A 23,436-nucleotide genomic window follows, 5' to 3' on the forward strand; every position below is an offset into this window, starting at 1 on the left:
ACTTTTTTTATCATATTCCCGCTCGTTTCCACTTTATATTTTATAATTTCACAAACTCAATTATAAAAAGACAAAAGTTATGGCTTCGGTTACACTAAAAGGAAACGAAATACACACATTAGGAACTTTACCTGCAAATGGCGTAAAGGCTCCAGAATTTCAATTAACTAAGAATGACTTATCTACTGTAAAACTTTCAGATTATGAAGGTTCTAGAGTAGTATTAAATATTTTCCCAAGTGTTGATACAGGCACTTGCGCTCAATCTGTACGTCAATTTAATCAAGAGGCTGCTGAATTGGACAACACTATAGTACTTTGTATTTCTAAAGATTTACCATTTGCACAAGCTAGATTTTGTGGTGCGGAAGGGATAGAGAATGTTGAAATGCTTTCAGACTTTAAAGATGGTAATTTTGGAAAAGGTTACAACGTAGCATTTTCAGACGGACCTTTAGCTCCACTACTTTCAAGAGCAGTTGTAGTAGTTGACGAAAAAGGAAACGTATTGTATTCTGAGCAAGTTGCAGAAACTACAGAAGAGCCAAACTACAAAGCAGCGTTAGAGGCATTAATGAACTAAAAAACAAAGGACACTCATGCCCAAAGAATCCTTTCTGGTAAATCGTATTAAAAGTGTTGGCTTTGCCTTAAAGGGAGCCTTCCTTTTAATACGCACCGAAGCTAGTATTAAAATTCAAGTTTTCATTGCTATAGTAATGACGGCTGCAGGTTTTTATTTTGACATCTCAAATACGGAATGGATTCTTCAAATATTTGCTATTGCACTTGTTTTAGGAATTGAGGGAATGAATACGGCAGTAGAAAAAATCGCAGATTATATTCAGCCAGAATTTGATGTAAAAATTGGGTTTATAAAGGATATATCGGCAGGTGCCGTAATGTTAGTTTCTATCGCATCAACCATTATTGGTCTTATCATTTACCTCCCAAAGGTAATTTAGAGTAGTCCATAGCTTATCGTAAATTTGTAATTTAGCATCAGAATTAAGTTTTAATGGCAAAAAAGGCAACTAAATCAAAGCCAAAACCTACTAAAAAACGAGCACCGTTTAAATTATCCAAACAGAATAAAATCATTTTGGGTAGTTTGCTGATGCTCTTTAGTATTGCGCTATTCTTTTCTTTCATATCTTTTTACTTTAACTGGCAAGACGACCAAAGTCTTTTGTCAGAGTTTAAAGACCGTAATGAACTGGCAAAAAACTTACTGAATAAATTTGGAGCAAGCATTAGTCACTTTTTCATGTACAAGGGCTTTGGTGTAGCTTCTCTAATTTTTCCTTTTCTTGTTTGTATTACAGGTATCTATCTTTTCCTAGGGCTGCCGTTAAAAGCATTGTTCAAAAAATGGATTTGGGGTTTGTTATTTGTTATTTGGATTTCTATTGCCCTAGGTTTCTTTGCCACCACCAACCCACTATTAGGCGGACTCATAGGTTTTGAAATGAACGATTTCTTGCAGGACTACGCTGGTAAAATTGGTGTACTATTGTTGTTGGTTTTCGGACTCATATTTATTCTGGTAAGATTATTTGAAGTTACACCTGAAGGTATTTCTTCATTCTTTAAAACTAGGAAAGAAGCTATTTCTACAGAGTTTAAAGCCAACCAAGAACGTAAGGCCAATAAAAAGAAAGAGCAAGAAGATATTATTACTACTTCTTTAGAAGAAGAAGCTCCGGTTATTGTAGACACTTATACTCACAAAACAGAAATTCCTCATTTAGAAAAAGAGGAAAAAATTAAAGATTTTGAAGTAACCATACCAGAACCTGAACCAGAAGAAAGTTTGGCTATGGAGGTAGAATCGGTTGTTGAAGAACCGGAAGAAGTAGATGTACTTGCCAATAAGCTTGTAGATGATTTTGGTGAATTTGACCCAACATTAGAATTAGGGAATTATAAATTTCCACATATTGATCTTTTAGACCAACATGGTACAACCGGTGGCATTACTATTAATCAAGAGGAATTAGAGGAAAACAAAAATAAGATTGTTGAAACTCTAAAAAATTACAAGATAGGTATCGCCCAAATTAAGGCAACTATTGGCCCTACAGTTACTTTGTACGAAATAGTACCAGAAGCAGGCGTTAGAATATCAAAAATTAAAAACCTTGAAGATGATATCGCGCTTTCATTGGCTGCTTTAGGTATACGTATCATCGCCCCCATTCCAGGTAAAGGAACTATAGGTATAGAGGTGCCAAATAAGAATTCCTCAATAGTATCTATGCGTTCGGTTATCGCCTCTAGTAAGTTTCAGAAAGCTGAAATGGAGCTACCAATTGCATTTGGTAAAACCATTAGTAACGAAACCTTTGTAGTTGACTTGGCAAAAATGCCACACATGTTAATGGCAGGTGCCACAGGTCAAGGTAAATCTGTAGGTTTAAATGCGGTTTTGACCTCATTATTATACAAAAAACATCCAGCAGAGGTAAAATTCATTTTGGTCGATCCTAAGAAAGTTGAACTTACACTTTATAACAAAATAGAACGTCATTTCCTGGCTAAGCTTCCAGATTCAGATGAAGCAATTATCACAGATAATACAAAAGTAATTCATACACTGAATTCGCTATGTATTGAAATGGATAATAGATATGAGTTGTTGAAACTGGCTATGGTGCGTAACCTAAAAGAATACAACACCAAATTCAAGGCTAGAAAACTGAACCCGAACGACGGACACAAATTCTTACCTTATATTATATTGGTAATTGATGAGTTTGCCGATTTGATTATGACAGCCGGTAAAGAGGTAGAAACTCCAGTGGCAAGACTTGCACAGTTAGCAAGGGCAATTGGTATCCATTTGATTATAGCAACACAAAGACCATCTGTAAACGTTATTACAGGTATTATTAAAGCCAACTTCCCTGCAAGGTTAGCATTTAGGGTAACATCTAAAATAGATTCAAGAACCATTTTAGATACTGCAGGTGCAGATCAATTGATCGGTAGAGGAGATATGTTATTTACACAAGGTAATGATGTCACACGTATTCAATGTGCTTTTGTTGACACTCCTGAGGTTGCTAAAATAACGGAATTCATTGGTAGTCAGAGAGCTTACCCAGAAGCGCACGAACTACCTGAGTATGTTGGTGAAGATTCTGGCACGAGTCTTGATAATAACGTGTCTGAAAGGGATTCTAAATTTCGCGAAGCTGCAGAAGTTATCGTAATTGCACAACAAGGTTCAGCCTCATTAATTCAACGTAAATTGAAATTAGGCTACAACAGAGCCGGTAGAATTATTGATCAATTAGAAGCAGCAGGAATTGTAGGTCCGTTTGAAGGCAGTAAAGCCAGACAAGTTTACGTGGCAGATATGGTTGCCCTTCAACAAATATTGGATAACGAATAATATTAAAAAGAGATGAAGAAGATTATTATTGTATTGACGATTATGCTTACAGCAACATTTGCGAACGCACAAAGTTCTGACAAAGCAAAAGCATTACTAGATGAAGTTTATAATAAAGTACAGAGTTATGACAACATCTTCGTAGATTTTAAGTTCGATTTAAAAAACGCCGATGCGGGCATTAATCAAGAAACAAGAGGTGATGTTACCCTTGCAGGAAACAAATACATGTTCAACTATTTGGGATCTCAGCAAATTTTTGACGGTAACAAAGTATACACTATTGTTCCAGAAAATGAAGAGGTTACCATTGAAGACCAATCTGAAGATGAAAATGCGATGACACCTTCAAAAATGTTGACTTTTTACAAACAAGGACACAACTATGCTTGGGATATTCTTCAAAATATTCAAGGAAGAAAAATACAGTATGTAAAACTGACCCCTATCGATTCTGATACTGAAATAAAATCTAGATTATTAGGTATTGACATGGGCACTAAGCACATTTACAACTTAATAGAAACAGGTAAGAACGGCACAAAAACTACGATCACTGTTAATTCTTTTAAAACAGATCAAACTTTGTCCAAAACCTTATTTACTTTTGACGAAGCTAAATATAAGGATGAAGGTTATTTCATTATAAGAAATTAGAACTATTGAGAATACTAGACCGATATATCCTATCAAGGTTCGTCTTTAATTTTGTCAGTTCGTTTGTAATATTGATGTTCATCTTCATATTTCAAACGATTTGGCTTTTTATTGATGATTTAGCTGGCAAAGGTCTAGATATTGTTATCATTGGTAAGTTTCTCTTCTATTTAATGCCAGACCTTACTGAAAAAGTACTACCCTTAACCGTACTTTTATCTTCCATTTTAACTTTTGGGTCTATAGCTGAGAATTATGAATTTGCCGCAATGAAGGCATCAGGTATTTCCCTGCAACGATCTATGCTAAGCTTAATTATTTTTGTGACAATTTTAGGCGGTGTCACCTTTTTCTTTGCTAATAACGTTATTCCTTTATCTCAACGAAAAATATATAATTTACGTAGAAACATTGCTAAGGTAAAACCCGCAGCTGTGGTCTCTGAAGGTGTTTTTAGTGATTTTGAAGGCATGAATATTAAGGTTGATGAAAAGTATGGCGATAATGACCGCTTTCTTAAAAACGTCATCATTCACACAAAATCCGCGAACAATATCAACACCAGAGTAATCAAATCCAATACTGGTGAATTAATAAGTAGTGAAGATTCTGACGTGATACAATTGGTATTAAAAGATGGTCACATGTACCAAGATGTGGAAACAAAGAGCAACGACAAAAAAATGAAGTTTCCGTTCGCTCAAGCCGATTTCGACACTTATACTATGAATATTGAAATTCCGGAAATCAATAACGACGAGTTAGAGGAAGAAAGAGATATCAGTACTGACAAAATGAAGAACATATCTCGTCTAACAAAAGATATCGATTCATTACGAGGAGACAATTACCGTATAGTTCGTGCATTTTCTAAAAATATTGAAGGCAGAACAGGAATGTTTGCACCGTTGATGGCTAAAAACAAGGACACTACCAAAACAAAAATGGTGTCTAAAAAAGATTCTATTATAGCATCTAAGGCTGCTTTAGCCAAAAAAAATATCGCCCTACAAGATTCTATAAACGATAATTTTTTAGTGTTATTTCCAGACTGGCAACAAATACAAATTTTAAGCAGTGCCAAAAACGCTACCACCAGCATTCTAGGAACCGTAAGTGGCAAAAAAGAAGAAATGCAAAAAAGATATAAAATCTATAATATGCATATTCTTTCGCTACATAATAAATATGCATTGGCATTCTCTTGTATCATACTTTTCTTTGTCGGGGCTCCGTTGGGCGCTATTATTAGAAAAGGTGGATTAGGCTTACCTATGGTCATCGCCATTGTATTGTTCTTAATTTATTATTTTATTGGTGTTTTTGCAGGAAATTATGCCAAAGAAGGTAATATTCACCCAATGCTAGGTGCGTGGCTTTCTACACTGATTATGTTACCATTAGGTGTAATATTAACAAAAAGAGCGACGGAAGATAAGGGAATGATGGATTTCGGATTTATAGCCGATTTCTTCAAAAAAATATTTAAGAAAAAAGATAAAGCTGATTCATAGACATGACAGATCTTAGTACTATACAATTGAATACGATAGAAGAAGCGATTGAAGATATACGCGCCGGTAAAGTAATTATCGTTGTTGATGATGAAAATCGTGAAAATGAAGGAGATTTTTTGGCTGCAGCAGAACTTGCCACACCAGAAACGGTCAATTTTATGGCTACCCATGGTAGAGGTCTTATTTGCGCTCCTTTGACTGAGGGCCGTTGTAAAGATTTAGGTTTACATATGATGGTGAGTACCAATACAGATCCATTAGAAACCGCATTTACCGTATCAGTAGATTTAAGAGGAAAAGGGGTTACTACAGGAATTTCTGCCGGTGACAGGTCTAAAACCGTTATTGCATTGACTGAAAGCGCTACCAAACCACATGATTTAGCAAGACCAGGACATATATTCCCTTTAGTAGCTAAAGAAGGTGGCGTATTACGTAGAACAGGGCACACAGAAGCTGCAATTGATTTTGCACGATTAGCAGGATTACAACCCGCAGGTATTATCGTAGAAATCATGAATGAAGATGGAACCATGGCCCGCCTACCCCAGTTGGTAGAAGTTGCTAAAAAGTTCGATCTGAAGATTGTATCCATTGAATCTCTTGTTGCATACAGAATGGAGCATGATAGTTTAATTGATAAAGAAGTGGATTTTGAAATCACCACTCGTTTTGGTGAATTTAGATTGAGAGCCTACAAGCAAACCACAAATAATCATATTCATATTGCCCTGACAAAAGGTTCATGGTCTTCAGAAGATAAAATCTTAACCAGAATCAACTCTACCCTGATCAACAATGACATCTTAGGCACGTTGACACATAACCCAGATGAAAAATTAGAGGATATGTTCAACAAAATTAACAAAGAGGGCAAAGGAGCCATTGTATTCATTAATCAAGACTCAGAATCACTTAATTTACTTTCTAGACTTAAAGAACTTAAAGAACTTCAAAAACAAGGCGTTCACAAGGCACCTAAAATAGAAATGGACAATCGTGACTTCGGTATCGGAGCACAAATCTTACATGATTTAGGTATTCACAAAATGAAACTGATGACCAATAGTACTCAAGCTAAGCGTGTAGGTATTGTAGGTTACGGCTTGGAGATTGTTGAATACGTATCGTACTAATAAACTAAGAAAACTTAGAAAGCACCTCTTTCATTTTTGAAGCTCGTTCCGCAACTTGCTCTTCTGTCCAACTTAGCTTTACTAAGCATGAGATGGTTCTACCTATCCACGCGTCAGATTTTGAAAAGTCAGATTTAGAATAGTCAGACAATTGACTTACAACCTCTTGTGGCATTTTACCTAAAGATCTTTTAGAAGTTAGGTGCTCCCACTTTTTGTAATAATGCCAATTATTATCGAACCAATAAAAGCAAGCATCGACACCGGCTTCACCTAATGCTGTATGCGCTGCTTTGGCTAATTCTTGTGTTGGCAGAAAGAACGATAAAAATGAATAGTTTTCCACACCCCCAGTTGGCACCTTTCTAAATGTAATATTTTTAAGTGGAGACAATGTATTTCTTAAAACCGAATAATTCTTTTCTTGGATGGCTAAGAAATCATCTAAGCGTTCTATTTGAGCACAACCAACAGCTGCGTGTAATTCTGAAATTCTGAAGTTATATCCTAAAAAAGGATGCGTTTCCGCTCCTCTATTATTACCGACATGGTCATGACCATGATCAGAGTAATGATCGGCATTTGTTTTATACTGTTCATTATTAGTTATGATAGCTCCGCCTTCTCCACAGGTAATGGTTTTTACATAGTCAAAAGAAAAACAACCTAAGTCACCATAACTACCCAAGGGTTTACCCTCAAAACTCCCACCAATGGCTTGACACGCATCTTCTAACAACAACAAGCTATGTTTATCGCAAATATCTTTTAAAGCGCTTAGATCCGCCATAGAGCCGCACATATGCACCGGCATTACTACTTTTGTCTTATCGGTAATAGCATTTTCAACTGCCGTAGGGTCTAACGTCAGCGTATCATCTACATCTACCAAGATAGGAATTGCACCAAGAGCCAAAATAGATTCAAAACTAGCTACAAAAGTAAAGGTGGGCATAATAACCTCATCCCCTGCTCCAATACCGGCACTAGCCAGAGCCACCGTAAGCGCCGCAGTACCACTACTAACCAATTGCGCATATTTTGAGTCCATACGTTTTGCCAAAGCTTCTTCAAGCTCCAATGCCTTCCAATGGTTATTGCGCATACCGTCAAAGCCGTAGCGCATTAAAACACCTGAATCTAAAACATCCTGAACTTGACCTTTTTCACTCTCTCCAAACAACTCAAAACCTGGCATGCTAACTATTTTATATTAAACTACAAATCTTGTTTAAATAATTGGTAAAACCAAAGTTTTACAACTAGTATCGTAACCATATCAGGTTATCTTTTAAAAAGCACTTCACAGAAACTAATTGCCAAACATGCATTAGTAAAAAACAAGAAAAATAACTGACCACAAAAGCTTATCGATTTGGAAAATTAGAAACACATCTAATCCCTAACACATATGTAACTATAAAAGTTCAATCAGTAATATTGATTATGAAAACAACACCTACTACAAGCAACAAAAGCAATTAAAGATCAACTAGCGATAATTCTAATTAAAACCCTGATAACCAAAATTTATCATTTGTTCAAAACTATCATTTACGGTCTTAACAGGTAATTTACAGGTGTTATCTTGACAGACATAAATGAAGGTATCATCCTCAGTATACCGATCTTTAAAAAGTGAAATATCGCTTTCAACAGATGAACCCACAATTAAAGAATTTACTATTGAGGTTTTGTGTATTTCGTTCATCAGCTTTTCAGCATCTTTACCAACAATTACAATTTCATAAAACGGATACGCCTGTGCTAATAACAAAGTCCCCCAAGCCCCATAGCTCACTGCATGGTTTTCAAAATCTGAAGTAATGAAAGAGCCCATAACTTCAGCTTTTTTCAAAAAATCCTTGTTATATTCCAGATGACCTATACGAAGATAATTTTGCGCCATTATTGCATTTGCAGACGGCACTACCCCATCTGAAGTATTAATGATACTAGGTACTAAATCATTGGAAACATTGTAGTAAAACAACTCAGAATTACTCTTATATTTTTCTGATGCAGTATTCATCAATTCTTTAGAAACAGTTAAGTAATCCGTATCTAATGTAACCTCAAAAAGCGAGAATGCACTTTTAGCCAAAAAAGCATAATCTTCTAAAAAGACTTCTTTCTGCTTACTATCTTTAGTGTACGAATGCACTAATTGCTCATTTTTATAATTATACCGGTTTAAATATCTAAATACCGAAATAGCTTCATCTAAATATTGGTCATCGCCAAATGCCTTATACGCCTCTAATAAGCCGTCTATTAATAATGCATTCCAAGATGTCAAAATCTTATAATCTTTAGTTGGTTTTTGTCTTTTTTGACGTGCTTCATATAAAACCGACTTCCAACTTGCCATTTTCTTTTCAAATTCCGCTGTAGTTAAATCGGTCTTTTTTAAAAAATTATTTTTAGGAAGCGTATTATTCAGCACATAATTTCCTTGTTCCCATACTTGATCATCTATAATATTGAAGTAAAGAGAAAATAATTTAAAATCATCTTTAAGCAATGCTTCTAACTCTTGCTTTTTCCAGACATAGTAAACACCTTCTTCTCCATTGGTATCGGCATCCATTGCACTAAAGTAGCCACCATCTTCATTTCGCATTTCTGATTTTAAAAATGCAAGAGTTTCGGACACCCCTATTTTATACACTTCATTACCAGTTAGTTTATATGCTTTTGAGAGTAAACTTACCAGCTGCGCATTATCATACAACATCTTTTCAAAATGCGGTACTTTCCAGGTATTATCTGTACTATATCTAAAGAATCCTCCATCTACATGATCATAGATTCCTCCTTGAACAACTTTATCCAGTGTATTTAGCACATGGTTTTTTGCTTCCAAATTCTGCTGTAAAACCGCATAATCTAACAACATCGTCAAATTTGCAGGTAGTATAAATTTTTGCTGACCAATATTGCCTCCCCAATCTTTATCCCACATGGTAGACCACTGTATTATACCATTTTCCATTTTATTGGGAGTTATGGCATTTGCCATTTGTTTTGTGGGTTGCTCATAGACCTCTTGCACACCATCTGCCAACATAGTGGCATATTCCTTCATTTTATCAGGATTCTTTTCATACTCTGTACTAAACTTTGCGAGAATATTTTTCCAATTTTCCTTCTCATGATAGGTTCCTAAGAAAACAGGACTCCCATTAGGCATAATAATTGCGTTCATTGGCCAACCTCCTTTACCATTGACCAATTGCAGAGCAGTCTGGTACACCATATCTAAATCTGGGCGTTCTTCCCTATCTACTTTTATACTGACAAATTTATCGTTCATCAATTTCGCCACTTCAGCATCCTCAAAAGACTCCTCTTCCATAACATGACACCAATGACATGTAGAATACCCAACACTTAAAACCACAAGTTTGTTTTCATCTGCCGCTTTTTTAAATGCATCATCTGACCACGCTTTCCAATCTACCGGATTATGTGCATGCTGCAAAAGGTACGGACTGGTTTCGTTTATTAAATCATTGGTGAATTCATAATCATCTTGCATTACAACTTCACCATCATTCTTATTTTGCTCCCTACAAGAACTCAAAACCAGTACACCAACAAATACAAAAAACAAGCTATTAATCTTCATAAGTCTGTAATAATAGATTCAAAGATATATTTAATTTACATACTCGTTTTTCAAAAAATATTCAAACAATCACCAAAAGATATATTAACCAACAATCTCCTTTACAAACAAAAGAATGACAAACTACTTAACTACGGTTTTGACCATTAATGTTTCTTTTTGTTTATACCAAAAAGGATACACTTAAATTAATTTACAAACGTTAGAATCACAACAGCAGCTAAATACCTAGCAATTGTATGGATTCTCTAAACAAGTTAATTCTAGTGATCTTTTACTGAGTATCTGAGTAAAATCGAATTCAAAATTCAGCGTATAATCGACTATACCTAAACTAACAAAAAGTTAAAGATCACCTACAATTAAAACCACTTATTTTACTGATTTACGGATCATTAAGATTAACACACAGAACACTGCATTCTCAAATAAAAAGTAACCAATCAACTAAATAACAATGCTATTTATTTAGTATATAAATGAAGCTTTTACTTTTCATTTCTTCAAATTCAAAAAACAAGTATTTTAACTACTCAATTCCTCATAATTGAGTGCTTTAAGCGTATAAAAACGACTGCAAAAAACTCAAATTTCTTATAAATTAAAGTTAAAGATCCCCTCAACTTGAAATCTTATAAAACATTGGTTACATTAGTGTTAAGCGTATTTTTAAACTCCGTTTTTACATGACAGAAGTAGAAAAAACATTAGACAATAAAAGTGTACGACCAACTGCAATGCGTATACTCATCTATAAATTCATGGCAAGTAAAAATACCGCCGTTGCTTTGACGGATATTGAAAATGCTTTTGACAAAGCAGAGCGTACTACACTGTATAGAACTTTAAAAACATTTGAAGAAAAAGGCATCGTTCATCAAATAGATGACGGAACCAATATTTCTAAATTTGCCTTATGCGAACCTGGCTGTAATTGTGAAATTGACCAAGACTTACATTTACATTTTCACTGTGGACAATGTGATAAGACAGTTTGCTTAACCGAACATAAGATTCCTCAAATTAATTTACCTCAAGGTTACATTGCAGAAGATGTGAATCTGGTCATTAAAGGCATTTGCGACTCTTGTAATGACCATTAAATGCACTTCTGTTGCACCATCTATTTTAAGACCTTGCAGGTATTATGAAAAAGAATAAAATAGAAGTCAGAACACCTATAAACTCCCAGAACTCATGTGGTCATTGTTGTTGTAACGAACATACCCATGAAGCACCGGTACATTCATCTAATTTTAAATTATACCTACCTGCAATTATCAGTTTTATTATGCTGGTAATTGGTATGGCAATAGACTATTTTGACGCTATACCATTCTTCAAAGGTTATATGAGATTGGCATGGTATATAATAGCGTACCTGCCGGTTGGTCTCCCCGTATTAAAAGAAGGTTGGGAGAGTATTAAAAAAGGAAATTTCTTTACAGAATTTTTTCTGATGGGTGTTGCCACTATAGGGGCATTCGGTATTGGCGAATATCCTGAAGGTGTTGCGGTAATGGTCTTCTACGCAGTGGGCGAACTCTTTCAAAGTGCTGCCGTTCAACGCGCTAGAGGTAGTATTAAAGCTTTACTTGATCTAAGACCGGATCAAGCTTTGGTTTTACGCGATCATAACTTTATTCCAGTATCACCAGAAGAGGTTGAAATTGGAGAAACCATACAAGTTAGAGTTGGCGAAAAAGTACCGCTAGACGGCATTTTACATTCAACAAAAGGCTCTTATAACACAGCCGCCTTAACCGGTGAAAGCAAGCCAGATACCCTAAAAAAAGGGGACGCTATTTATGCAGGTAGCATTAATTTAGACCATGTTATTGAGATTGAAACCACAAAGGTTTTCAAAGACAGTTCTATTGCACGAATACTGGACATGGTACAAAATGCCACCGCCAGAAAGTCAAAAACCGAATTGTTTATTAGAAAATTTGCAAAAGTCTACACTCCTATTGTTACCTATCTCGCTATTGCACTTACATTTTTACCTTACTTTTTTGTTAAGGATTATGTCTTTCAAGATTGGTTATATCGCGCCTTAATATTTTTGGTTATTTCTTGTCCGTGTGCATTGGTTATTTCAATTCCATTGGGGTATTTTGGCGGATTGGGAGCTGCTTCCCGCAACGGAATCTTGTTCAAAGGCGCTTCGTTTTTAGATACCATGACAAAAGTAAATACGGTAGTTATGGACAAAACAGGTACCGTAACCAAGGGCGTTTTCAAAATAAAGGATCTTATTAAAGATCAGATCTTTACCGAAGACGAATTCATGAACTACTTGATTGCCATAGAAACGCAATCTACACACCCAATTGCAAAGGCAATTTTAGCGTATACCACAATAGAAAAACAATACCAGGCTACTGACGTTGAAGAAATTGCAGGCAAAGGATTAAAAGGTAGGGTCAACGGAAAAACGGTTTTAGTTGGTAATAAAAGTTTGATGGATTTTCATCAAATCGAAGTCCCAAAAGAAACTGATACCATTATTGAATCTATAGTAATGATGGCTATTGACGGAAAGTTTGCCGGCTATGTTACAATTGCCGATGAATTAAAAACCGATGCGTTAGAAGCTATTTCAAAAATGCGCAATGCAGGAATAGAAACTATTATAATGCTCTCTGGAGATAAAGACACCATCACCCAACAGGTAGCAAACCAATTAGGGTTAGATTGGGCAAAAGGCGGATTATTACCAGAGGATAAACTGAAAGAAGTAGAAAAACTAAAAAAGCAACCTAACACCAAAATCGCCTTTGTGGGTGACGGTATCAATGATGCACCTGTTCTTGCTTTAAGTGATGTCGGCATTGCCATGGGCGGTCTAGGTAGTGATGTTGCCATAGAAACTGCCGATGTCATTATACAGAACGATCAACCTTCTAAAATTGCTACGGCAATACAGATAGGCAATTCTACCAGAAGAATTGTTTGGCAAAATATAGTTTTGGCATTTGGCGTAAAACTAATTGTTCTTGCTATGGGCGCTGGCGGACTGGCATCTATGTGGGAAGCTGTTTTTGCAGATGTAGGTGTGGCACTTTTAGCCATTTTAAATGCGGTGCGTCTGCAGAAAATGCAGTGGGATTAATCGTTAACATGAACGTAGTCTAGCAATCAATATCATTGTTACCATAAAATCACATCCTGCACAAATTGGGCAGATTACTTCGTTGCGAAAAAATTTCTCGCAATGAGGTCCTAATAACAGTCGGTCTTTAGTTGTTCACTTTGTTCAAAGTCTTCAAAGGAAATACCAGCGTTGCCTTCTAACACTTTCTCAATAACATCTAAAACATCGTGTTGCATAGCAAGTGAACCACATATCATAATAGTACCGCCTTGGTTGATTGTTTGCAATATTAAATCCTTCTGCTCAAAAACAACATCTTGTACATATTGTTTTTCACCTTCTCTTGAGAATGAACTAAATACCTTTATATTCTCTCGATTTATAACCTCTTTTTCCAAAATAGAATTATATAGCTCCATAGAAGCCTTTTGACGACCTCCCCAGAACAATGAGATATGCTGAGTTGTCTTTTCTGAGATCATTCCTAAAAACGGAGCTATGCCGGTGCCATTTGAGATGAAAATTGAATTTTTGCCATTTTCAGCAAAATGGAAATGCGGATTTTCATCTATTGCAGCTTCTATCACATCACCTACATTTAAATTAAAAAGATAATTAGAGCCTCTACCCCTTTCATGCTTTTTAACACTCAACAAAACATCGCTTCCAATTCTTGCTATGGAATATTGGCGAACCGTGTCATCATTTGTTGGAAAGATTGCCAATAAATCTCCTGAAGTAAATTCAATAGGCGATTTAGGCTGTAATCGTAACAAGAAGGTATCATCTACATTTAATTCCGTTCGCTCTAAAACTTCAAACGCAACTTTCTTATATTTTTTCTTTTTGACCAATGGTCTTTCAACAGGAATTGTGAATCCGAGTTTATTGGTTAGCTGAATCATCCAAAGCTCAAAAGATTCAAAATCTGCTTTATTAATTTTAAAAAGTGGTAATTGCTGTTGAAAGTTTTCTGCCGCTGTTAATTGATTATCTACTTCAATAGCAAACTGGCAATAATCCGGATAATCCAACGAACCAAAACCGATTACAGAAAAATTAATAGCATTTGGTTGTTCTACGGTTGAAAATAATGCAGGAAACTTTCGTGCATTGGTCGGCGGCTCACCCTCCCCATACGTTGAAGTAAATACAATAATATTTGTAGCCTTCGCATATGCGGTATAGGTATTAAGCTCTGCTAAATAGACCTTCTTCCCTACCTGCGTTAACCCGTTGTAAAATCGTTGTGCAAAATCAAATGCAGTTCCGCTTTCAGAGCCAACCAAAATAACAAACTCACATTCATCTTTATCTAGCATTTGGGTTATGCGCTTTCCTTTCTTTCTTCGATTTAAAGTCATTACAAAACCAGAATACATAAAGAATAAAATGGACGCACTTGCAAGCAAAAGTATAATAGACCAGATAACATTACCCTCACCTGTATGCAAAACTAGACTAAGACGAGAAGCCAAGGTCACAAAAGGATATTCGCCACTGCTCACTATTTCACCAGTCTGCTGATGCACCTCAACTTCCCTATCATGCAATGCAATGAGGTAATATTCTTCTGGGTCATCTGAAAAAGGAAACTCTACCTGCCGAACGTCTGCCAATGTAGTTTGGGCAAAAAATGGAATTTCAGCAATACTATTATATTGCTTGGCTGTATTATCAACAACTACTTCAGACTGTTCAACTACAGCATTAGGCAATACATCAAATTTTTCTGCGGATAAATAGACTCCCGTAAATGCTAGTATCACGATGGGGATAAAGAACCATCTACTAAGCACCACATGGTAGCGCAATTCAAAATAATCTTTTTGGACTTTAGAAAATAGTTTCAAAAATCCGCCCTGGCGTTTTGCCAACAACACCAAGCCAGTAATAGCAATTATCAATAAGAGTAAAGAAATTAGACCAACAAAAAACCGACCTACACTTTTAAGAAATAAAGAGCGGTGTACGTTGGTTGCAAAAGAATACAAAGCAGGTCGTTCTTCAACCACACCCAATTGCTCGCCCGTTTTCGGATTGATGTAAACATCTAAGGTTTCCATCTCCATGGTCAGCACCGAAGCTTTTACAAAGCCAGATGATTCCACTTCCAAACCAAGCACTTCATTATAAGAATTCTTTAATGAGGTTATGGTGGTAGCTAAAGGTACATTTTCAAGACTTTCAACGACATAGCCCTTTGCCTGATGAGAAATTGGTTCTACAGCAAGAATAATTCCTGTTATAGAAGCAACAACTAAAAAAAGCGAAGAAACAAGGGCAAGTGTAAGATGACTATAACGCCAAATAGAAATTGTCATACTATATAAAATAAATAACCTCGGGGCAAGCCCCAGAGACATTGAATTAAAAACATAACTAATAATTTAACGCAAGCGTCATAACATTTAAATCTCGATTATCGAGCTGTTTTGTAACCGTCTATAACTTTAAAAAATCCAGAACATCAATGAGCAGATATTCTGGAAATTTAACTGTGATTGTAAAATATCTATTTATTTAAAATATCATTGCGAACAAACCAATTTAGCGATCAAAACTCAAAAGATTGCCATGTCTCGGACAGCTCTCGCAAAGACAGTTTACATAACACTTATTGAGGAAGCATACGCACGTAGCGGATAAATCCCTTACCCTCTACCTTTGTTTTTAAATTTTCAGTTGTTAATGGAAATTGAATATCATCTGCATAATAGCCTTTATCTTCAACAGAAGTCTCAAAACGTAACTGATACCCTTGATCTATTTTATCCGTAGGAATTTGCAAAACATTTAATGCACGCTCTCCTCCACTAATGGTCTCACCAGAAATAGCATCGATATTTGGGCGATGCTTTCCGTAGAATTTCCACCACTCTGTAATTTCACTGTACCATTCGCTGTCTTTACCTTGTACATATAATGTCTCTACATATTCATTATCGGCATCAACAATAGATACTATTAAATAAGCACCTTCGCCCGAATAATTTGTTAACTGTATTAAACACTTTACGGCAGTTTTCTCTACTGTAGTAAATGCCGATAATAACAACCCAGCTAATAGAACGGCCGGAATAAACTTTAAAAATCTTTTCATCTCTATAATCGGTTTGATTTTCTTATTGTTTTAAAAAATTTAATGAGGTATTCTCTTTCTGCAACATTTCGTTTTCACTTGCCAAATCGTACACCGTTTCTTCAAAATCGGTCTTACTATTCGCATCGGCACCTTTAGCAATCAAGAATTTAAGCAACTTATCATTTTCCGCCTTCATAGCAGCAATATGCAAAGCAGTCATACCCTCATCATTCTTAGCATTAACATCGATATCAAAATCGGCTAACTTTTTCACTAACTGAAGATTGTTCTTCTTAGCTGCAACATGATATAATGTATTACCATCGCCTTGAACAGAATTAAACTTTAATCCTTTCGCTTTTAATAAAGCCAATTTAGCATCAAAAGCTTTTGCATTTCTCTTGTTATAAGAATCTACCAAGAAGTACGCAGCAGTATTACCTTCCGCATCTTTAGCATTGATATCTGCTCCATTTTCAATTAAAAATCCAACAACATCAGCTTTATTACTATGAGCGGCAAGCATTAGTGCAGTTTCACCACTTTTATTGGAAACATTGATGTCTTTAACATCCTTAGCCAATAATTGGACAATCTTTAATTCATTTCTTGAAGCCGCATTTAAAAACGGAGTATTACCCTTTTCATCAGCTTGGTTTACATCTGCACCAGCATCTAAGAACAAGTTTAAAATTGTCTCATCTTTATTACCAGAAGCCAAACGGTGTAAAGGTGTACTTCCGCTAGTTTCAACAATATTAGGTTCCAAACCTAGACTTTTTAAGTATGTATATACCGGAAGACCGTTACTAAAACCACGCCCACCTTGTGCAGCGAACATAAAAGCATTACCACCGTTATTGTTCAGTGATTTGTAGTCTACTCCTTTTTCAACCAATAATTTTAGAAAGTCTATATTTCCTTTTTTAGAAGCGTAATTAAAAATGCCGTTACCGTCTTCATCTTTACTATCTAATGCCAAGTCATTTTCCAAAAAGAAGTTTAAATCATCCTCACTTTTAAGTGATGGTGCTGCTAGTAGTAAAACATTGGCACCATGTTCATTCTTCTCTTCAACCAAACTCACACCTTTAGCTTCAAAAGCTTTGTAAATTTCAGGATTTGTAAGTCCCGCATTTGCCCCAAAAGTAAGCGGAGTGTAACGGTGACTATCTAAAGCGGTAACAGAGGCGCCATTATCCAATAAGTATTTTACCACTGCAGAATCACCTGCATAACTTGCCCAGTGTAGGTAAATACGGCTATCGTGAGTTTTCTTGTCAACACTGTTACCATCAAGAGACAGTAAATACTTAACTATCTCTACATCTGCCTTACTGGTAATTGCCAAGGTAGTAGCATCAAAAGAGTTGCTATCCATTACTACAGGATCGTTACCTTCTGCTATTTTCTGTTTTACGGTTGCCAAATCTGGATTGGTCTTCCAGAATTTACGGTCTAATAATTCGTTCTTTTGCTGTGCTATACTAGAGAAACTCACGAACAACAGAGCGGTCAAGGCTATTTGTTTTACAATTTTCATGTTCTTATTTTTTTACAAATGATTCAATTACTTCTTCTATTTCTCCTTTTTGATCATATTCCTCATCAAAAAGATATTTATACAAAACTTTATTATCCACTTTTTCTTCTAAAGAAAGATCTTGGTTTCTACCATAAACATCGTTCCACTTTGTGCGGACCAAAGCCCATTTATCAATATTAGATTTCCACCAGGCTGCAGCTGCGGCACATCTGCTATCATCAACCTTTACATACGTATTATACCCTTTTTCTTTAGCTATGATGACATCATTTTTACCATCTTCACGAATTACCTTTGTATTATCTTGATCGTGCAACCAACCATAATCGGTTACTTCATGACGGTTACCACGAACGGTCAAATTATAATCGCTTCTTGTAGTGTACTCACGTCTTGGCAAAGGTGCATCTGCAGTATTCTCCCAATAACTTTTACCATCTACATGAACCCAAGTAGAAGAACCTTCATATCTAGGGCTATCATCTACCTGATACACTTTTTGCGTCCACTGCCCTTTTACCTGATCCGCAGGTAAGCTTAAATATGCCCACGTGTTATTGGCATTGTAACCATATAGGTCCGTATTTTCAAACAACCAATCTTGCCTCCAGTGCTTTACAATATGTGGAGCAGCAGGGTTACCTACTTGCAATAAATGTTGTATAGAAATTTTATCATCTTCATTTACAATCAGCTCTGCCCATTCTAAACCCTTATCCACTTTAGTTTTAGACGGTTTGTATAAAGAATCTGTGCTGTAGTTAAAAGTCTCAGCAAAATTGAAGGTTACTTCAAAGCAACCACACATGCTTTTTATAGCTTCTTGATCTTTTAATTTTTTGTCCTTTTGAGAAAAAGCGCTTATGGTTATCAGCAATACCATGGCTATAGTGATCGGTGCTCTCATTATATAAAAGTTTATAGATTTTAAGTTCGCTGTCAAAAATAACTATTTTTATTTATTCTAAATAAGAATTGTTTATATATTTGCGCCACTATTAAGAATTATTCTAAATAAATTAATGTCGCAAAAATATCCTACATATTTAATCTTGATCATCTGCCAATTAAGTTTTGCTCAAAATGTGATGAATAGTTCACAAGACTCTATACTATCTCAGCATTTAGATGAAGTTATAGTTACGGCTACCAGAACAAAAAGGCAATTGTCATCTTTACCGTTACCCGTTACATTAGTGGGCAAAAAACAGATTATAAAATCTGGCACGGTACGTCTTAATGAAATATTGAACGAGCAAACCGGTATTGTTACCGTTACAGATGAAAGCGGATTTCAGGGCGTACAAATACAAGGTATTGCATCAGACTATATACTTATACTTATTGATGGTGTTCCTTTAGTTGGCAGAAGTGCCGGAAACTTTGATTTAAGCCGACTTACCGTTGGGAATATTAAACAGATTGAAGTAGTTAAAGGTCCGTCAAGCAGTTTATATGGTTCTGAAGCTTTAGGCGGAGTGATAAATATCATTACCGAAAAACCGAAGACCGAAGATTTAAATGGTAATGCATCCTATAGAATAGGAAGTTTTACACAACAGGACATTAATTTAGATTTGAAGCAAGGATTAGAAAAGTTTCGTTACGGATTCTTTGCAAACCGATTTTCATCCGAAGGATATGACCTAAATGAAGATGTTGATGGACAAACGGTTAACCCGTATACCAACTACACTCTAAATGGTAGAATCTACTATGACTTTAATGACAAACTAACCCTTTTTACCTCTGCAAGATTTTATGATCAAGTACAAGACGCGGGGTTTACCTTAGACACCATAAACTATGAGGGCGATACTAAAGAACGTGAATGGAATGCACACGCCAGACTAGACCATAAATGGACCCCAAATCTTACCATGGCCTATGAACTGTACTACACCAATTATGTGGCTACGGAACTATTGGCAGACCCAATTTCTACCGATGTATTAAGTGATAGCGATTTTAATCAAAAACTGTTTCGCCCAGAAGTACGCGGTAGTTATACCTTCAAGAATGATAATAATATTGGGTACAAAAATGGAACGTTAACTGCTGGCGGGGGTTTACAAATAGATGAATTAGATAGAACCTACTTTGACAAGACGGTAAACTTCACCTCACAATATCTATACGCGCAGTACGACTTTAACCCGATTGAAAACCTAAATATTATCGCCGGGGCACGCTTTGACAATCACTCGGAATACAACAACCAATTCAGTCCAAAATTGGCATTACGTTATCGTTTAAACAATAATCTATCAATAAAGGGGTCTGTAGGCTACGGTTTTAAAGCTCCTGATTTTAGACAGCTATACTTTGACTTCACCAACTCCGCCGTTGGTTATACCGTATTAGGGTATAATGTAGCCTTAGATAAATTGCAGGAACTTGAAGAACAAGAGCAAATATTAAACGTAGTGGTGTCTGAAGATGACCTAAGCAAACCATTAGAAGCAGAAAGTTCTATTGGTTACAATTTGGGAGCCCATTTAAAACATGGTAAGGGCATTACAGAAATCAACTTCTTTAGAAATGATTTTAAAAACTTGATAGACACTCGCATTATTGCCAGTAAGACCAACGGACAAAATGTATTTAGTTACATGAATTTTGATGAGATATACACCACTGGCTTTGAAATAAATTCAAGCTACAAACTAACCAATGAACTAAATCTCAGTGCCGGTTATCAACTGCTATATGCCTTTGACAAACAGAAAAAGCAAGACGTAGCAGATAACCAAGTATTTGTAAGAGATGCAACAAACGGGCAGTCTGTAGCACTATCACAAGCCGATTATTTCGGTCTGGTCAATCGTTCTCGCCATAATGCCAATTTTAAAGTGTACTATGACATACCAGCTGCCAGTACAAATGTAAACATGCGAATTCTATACAGAAGTAAATATGCCCAATACGACACTAATGGCAACGGACTCATAGATAATTTCGATACCAGCTTCATAGATGGTTTTGTTACCCTAAACGCAGCGGTAAGTAAAACTTTTTATTCTGATATAACATTACAGGTTGGCGCCAATAACTTATTGGACTATACCGATAACAATATCCCCACTATGCCGGGAATTCAAGGATACGTAAAATTAAATTATCAATTCTAACCCACCTGACAACATGCAGGTTTAATTAAAATTACCATGACAAAGAACATTTTAGCAGTAGCATTTTTAACCTTAACATTTGCCTCTTGTAGCAATGATGATGACAGCACGCCCACAGACCCGGTACAAACCGAAACCGTAAGCAATTTATATGCACCACAAACCGGTGGACAAGGACAACCCGTTGGTGGAGAATTTACAAAGTTCGATTTTGAAACAGGCGCTGTAACTACGAGTGATACCGATTGGGACGTTGCCTTTAGAGGTACTACCATTGCCGTGAACGGTGGCGCAGTAACCGGTACAGAAGATGAACCAGAAAGAAATGGCAACGCAGCAGTAGCTGAAGTTACAGGCACCTTAGCAAGTGTAACAACTGCAGAAGACCTAACTTTTAACCAAGACGCTGATGCAACATTTGCCATAGCTACCGGCAGTGATAACGGCTGGTACAATTATGCCGGTGACCCAACACATTTAATTACCCCCATACCTGGTAAAGTTTTTGTTTTTAGAACTACAGCGGGGAACTACGCCAAAGTAGAGTTTATAAGCTATTATGAAGATGCACCAGCAGAACCAGATGCATTTGCTGATGGCACACCATATTACACATTCAATTATGTGTACAACCCTAATGAAGGTGATACTTCTTTAGATTAGTATTATTTGTTTTAATTTCAGTTGTTAATTTTTAAGCCTGTCTTTTATAGACAGGCTTATTTTTATCCACTTTATATTCTAAGATAAACGGTAACAAACGTATATTATACGTATAATACACAGCTATACCCTTGTATTTATTGACATTACAAAGTTATTTACTACATTGTATCTAAAATAGATATAAAGCAACTAGTTGCTTTATACAATTGTTGTGCAACATTTGATGAAACCTCTGAACTGAATGAAAATATTTCCCGAAAGCGAATATTCAATGGAATTAAACAATGATAGTTCATTGGCAATTTCGGAATTAGAAAATCGAACTTTATCGGAGGAACAATTCGTTGCCAACTGGAATAATCAAGTTTTCATAGGAAAAATTGAAGACAATAAATTTGAATTAAAACTTTCAAAAAAGTTGGTCGGAGAAGTTTGTGTTCTAAAAGGAAAATTGGAGAATGGACAGGGAACGTTGGAAATACGTACTGGTAAGATTTATAAAATAATTTTTATTGCGATAGTCTTGTTTGCTATTTCTGGAATAATTATGGCACTAATTCAAAAAGAATTTGAAGTGATATTTCATCTTGTTATGACAGTTCTAGTAATGAGGTTTATTTTTCTAGAATTAGGATTTAGACTCGTTTCTAAAAGTGGAATCAGTAAATTGACGCAAATAATCGGAATTAGGGTACTGAAAAAAACGTTGCACAACAATGCCTAAACGTAATGCGGACTTTAAGGCAAAACCGAAAGGTCTGTGTATATTTATGAGGTCGCTAAATCTTATGGATTTAGCTTTGGACAAGAAAAAATAAATCTAAACAATAAGCTTTAGCTTCGTGCGCAGACGGAAACAAAAATTTGCCTTACCACCGCACTACGCTTAGCCTAGCCGTTACCCAACATTTTGAAATCAGGAATATACTTTACAAACAAAACCTTGAAATACGTTGCTTTCCCAAAGCGACCCTTGCCCAGCTGGCATTGTGTTTCATTTGAAATCGAACTTAAAGATATTAAGGTTTTAGCCCTTAGCCCTAGAATGAACTTTGATGATGACCTCACTTTTTTATTAATTGTTTCTAAGAATCATACAGTATTTTCTATTCCTCTTCATGGCGTAATTGAGTCGGGAATTCAAGAGCTCGAAAATTACTTTGAAATAAATTCTCTTGTCGAAGAAAAATTGAAATTTAAAGATGAAGAATATGATAGCGGTATTGTTGACAAAATTATTTTCCCCAAAAGTCACTATTGGCAGGACCTATTTCATAAAGACTGGAAACTCAAAATTCGTTGGATTTACGGAAAATTTTGGTCTAAAGCCTTTTATGGAAACCTAAAAATTGATACAGTCAAATAAAATTAACCTTACAAATGGACATAACTCAGACGCAACGGTTGCGTAGATGGACTTTTTAGCCAGTTTGCGGATGTGCGTGTAAATCCTATGGAGAAGCTAACTCGGACGGAAAAAACATTGGGTAACAAAACCTCCTATGAAAAGCCTTAGTCCAGTTTCTTAAAGTTAATTAATATTTTCTTTTTTGCCTTAAACCACCTTTTTTTC

18 protein-coding genes are annotated in these 23,436 nt (G+C 35.9%); 12 read left to right on the forward strand and 6 right to left on the reverse strand.

What is annotated here, in order from left to right; all coding sequences use genetic code 11:
* Positions 1 to 79 precede the first annotated feature (79 nt).
* Genes tpx through ribB form a run of 6 tightly spaced genes read left to right on the forward strand, consistent with a single transcriptional unit; the run spans position 80 to position 6,707 of the window.
* Positions 80 to 583, forward strand: coding sequence for a thiol peroxidase (gene tpx, locus PXD56_RS10325; protein WP_276493253.1), 504 nt, complete (start codon positions 80 to 82; stop codon positions 581 to 583).
* Between the two features lie 16 nt (positions 584 to 599).
* Complete coding sequence (locus PXD56_RS10330; protein WP_276493254.1) at positions 600 to 965, forward strand: diacylglycerol kinase family protein; 366 nt, start codon at positions 600 to 602, stop codon at positions 963 to 965.
* Positions 966 to 1,018: 53 nt separating this feature from the next.
* Positions 1,019 to 3,397, forward strand: a complete 2,379-nt coding sequence (locus tag PXD56_RS10335; RefSeq protein WP_276493255.1) for an FtsK/SpoIIIE family DNA translocase — start codon at positions 1,019 to 1,021, stop codon at positions 3,395 to 3,397.
* A 12-nt stretch (positions 3,398 to 3,409) separates the two neighbouring features.
* Complete coding sequence (gene lolA1 / locus PXD56_RS10340; protein WP_276493256.1) at positions 3,410 to 4,054, forward strand: outer membrane lipoprotein periplasmic chaperone LolA1; 645 nt, start codon at positions 3,410 to 3,412, stop codon at positions 4,052 to 4,054.
* 26 nt (positions 4,055 to 4,080) lie between these two features.
* The gene (locus PXD56_RS10345; RefSeq protein WP_276493281.1) at positions 4,081 to 5,568 is read left to right on the forward strand and encodes an LptF/LptG family permease; all 1,488 of its coding nucleotides are present in this window, start codon (positions 4,081 to 4,083) and stop codon (positions 5,566 to 5,568) included.
* Positions 5,569 to 5,570: 2 nt separating this feature from the next.
* Positions 5,571 to 6,707 (forward strand): 3,4-dihydroxy-2-butanone-4-phosphate synthase, encoded by a 1,137-nt coding sequence (gene ribB / locus PXD56_RS10350; RefSeq protein WP_276493257.1) that lies wholly within the window; start codon positions 5,571 to 5,573, stop codon positions 6,705 to 6,707.
* 4 nt (positions 6,708 to 6,711) lie between these two features.
* On the opposite strand, the gene PXD56_RS10355 is transcribed toward ribB, so the two are convergent.
* A complete protein-coding gene (locus PXD56_RS10355; RefSeq protein ID WP_276493258.1) occupies positions 6,712 to 7,905 on the reverse strand; it encodes a DegT/DnrJ/EryC1/StrS family aminotransferase in 1,194 nt (397 codons plus the stop codon).
* A 306-nt stretch (positions 7,906 to 8,211) separates the two neighbouring features.
* The gene (locus tag PXD56_RS10360; RefSeq protein ID WP_276493259.1) at positions 8,212 to 10,338 is read right to left on the reverse strand and encodes a thioredoxin domain-containing protein; all 2,127 of its coding nucleotides are present in this window, start codon (positions 10,336 to 10,338) and stop codon (positions 8,212 to 8,214) included.
* A 686-nt stretch (positions 10,339 to 11,024) separates the two neighbouring features.
* Here PXD56_RS10360 and PXD56_RS10365 point away from each other — a divergent pair.
* Both PXD56_RS10365 and PXD56_RS10370 read left to right on the forward strand, forming a co-directional pair.
* Entirely contained in the window at positions 11,025 to 11,441 is a 417-nt protein-coding gene (locus tag PXD56_RS10365; RefSeq protein ID WP_276493260.1) for a Fur family transcriptional regulator, read from the forward strand.
* Positions 11,442 to 11,485: 44 nt separating this feature from the next.
* The gene (locus PXD56_RS10370; protein WP_276493261.1) at positions 11,486 to 13,453 is read left to right on the forward strand and encodes a heavy metal translocating P-type ATPase; all 1,968 of its coding nucleotides are present in this window, start codon (positions 11,486 to 11,488) and stop codon (positions 13,451 to 13,453) included.
* 110 nt (positions 13,454 to 13,563) lie between these two features.
* Here PXD56_RS10370 and PXD56_RS10375 read toward each other — a convergent pair whose 3' ends face one another.
* From PXD56_RS10375 to PXD56_RS10390, 4 genes are all read right to left on the reverse strand, one after another.
* Positions 13,564 to 15,759: a PepSY domain-containing protein gene (locus PXD56_RS10375; protein ID WP_276493262.1), complete on the reverse strand. Its 2,196-nt coding sequence runs from the start codon at positions 15,757 to 15,759 to the stop codon at positions 13,564 to 13,566.
* 293 nt (positions 15,760 to 16,052) lie between these two features.
* On the reverse strand, positions 16,053 to 16,538 hold the full coding sequence (locus tag PXD56_RS10380) for a DUF2271 domain-containing protein (RefSeq protein ID WP_276493263.1): 486 nt from the start codon (positions 16,536 to 16,538) through the stop codon (positions 16,053 to 16,055).
* Positions 16,539 to 16,560: 22 nt separating this feature from the next.
* Positions 16,561 to 18,063, reverse strand: coding sequence for an ankyrin repeat domain-containing protein (locus PXD56_RS10385; protein WP_276493264.1), 1,503 nt, complete (start codon positions 18,061 to 18,063; stop codon positions 16,561 to 16,563).
* A gap of 4 nt (positions 18,064 to 18,067) precedes the next feature.
* Positions 18,068 to 18,973, reverse strand: a complete 906-nt coding sequence (locus PXD56_RS10390) for a DUF6607 family protein (protein ID WP_276493265.1) — start codon at positions 18,971 to 18,973, stop codon at positions 18,068 to 18,070.
* A gap of 181 nt (positions 18,974 to 19,154) precedes the next feature.
* Here PXD56_RS10390 and PXD56_RS10395 point away from each other — a divergent pair, with 181 nt between their 5' ends.
* The 4 genes from PXD56_RS10395 (at position 19,155) to PXD56_RS10410 (ending at position 23,229) form a co-directional block, all read left to right on the forward strand.
* The gene (locus tag PXD56_RS10395; RefSeq protein ID WP_276493266.1) at positions 19,155 to 21,197 is read left to right on the forward strand and encodes a TonB-dependent receptor plug domain-containing protein; all 2,043 of its coding nucleotides are present in this window, start codon (positions 19,155 to 19,157) and stop codon (positions 21,195 to 21,197) included.
* Between the two features lie 36 nt (positions 21,198 to 21,233).
* Complete coding sequence (locus PXD56_RS10400) at positions 21,234 to 21,860, forward strand: HmuY family protein (protein WP_276493267.1); 627 nt, start codon at positions 21,234 to 21,236, stop codon at positions 21,858 to 21,860.
* 244 nt (positions 21,861 to 22,104) lie between these two features.
* Positions 22,105 to 22,587, forward strand: a complete 483-nt coding sequence (locus tag PXD56_RS10405) for a hypothetical protein (RefSeq protein WP_276493268.1) — start codon at positions 22,105 to 22,107, stop codon at positions 22,585 to 22,587.
* A gap of 186 nt (positions 22,588 to 22,773) precedes the next feature.
* Positions 22,774 to 23,229 carry a hypothetical protein gene (locus tag PXD56_RS10410; RefSeq protein WP_276493269.1) on the forward strand — a complete coding sequence of 152 codons (456 nt, stop codon included), beginning with the start codon at positions 22,774 to 22,776 and terminating at the stop codon, positions 23,227 to 23,229.
* Positions 23,230 to 23,436: the final 207 nt, after the last annotated feature.

Source organism: Maribacter zhoushanensis, from assembly GCF_029350975.1.
Lineage (GTDB): Bacteria > Bacteroidota > Bacteroidia > Flavobacteriales > Flavobacteriaceae > Maribacter > Maribacter zhoushanensis.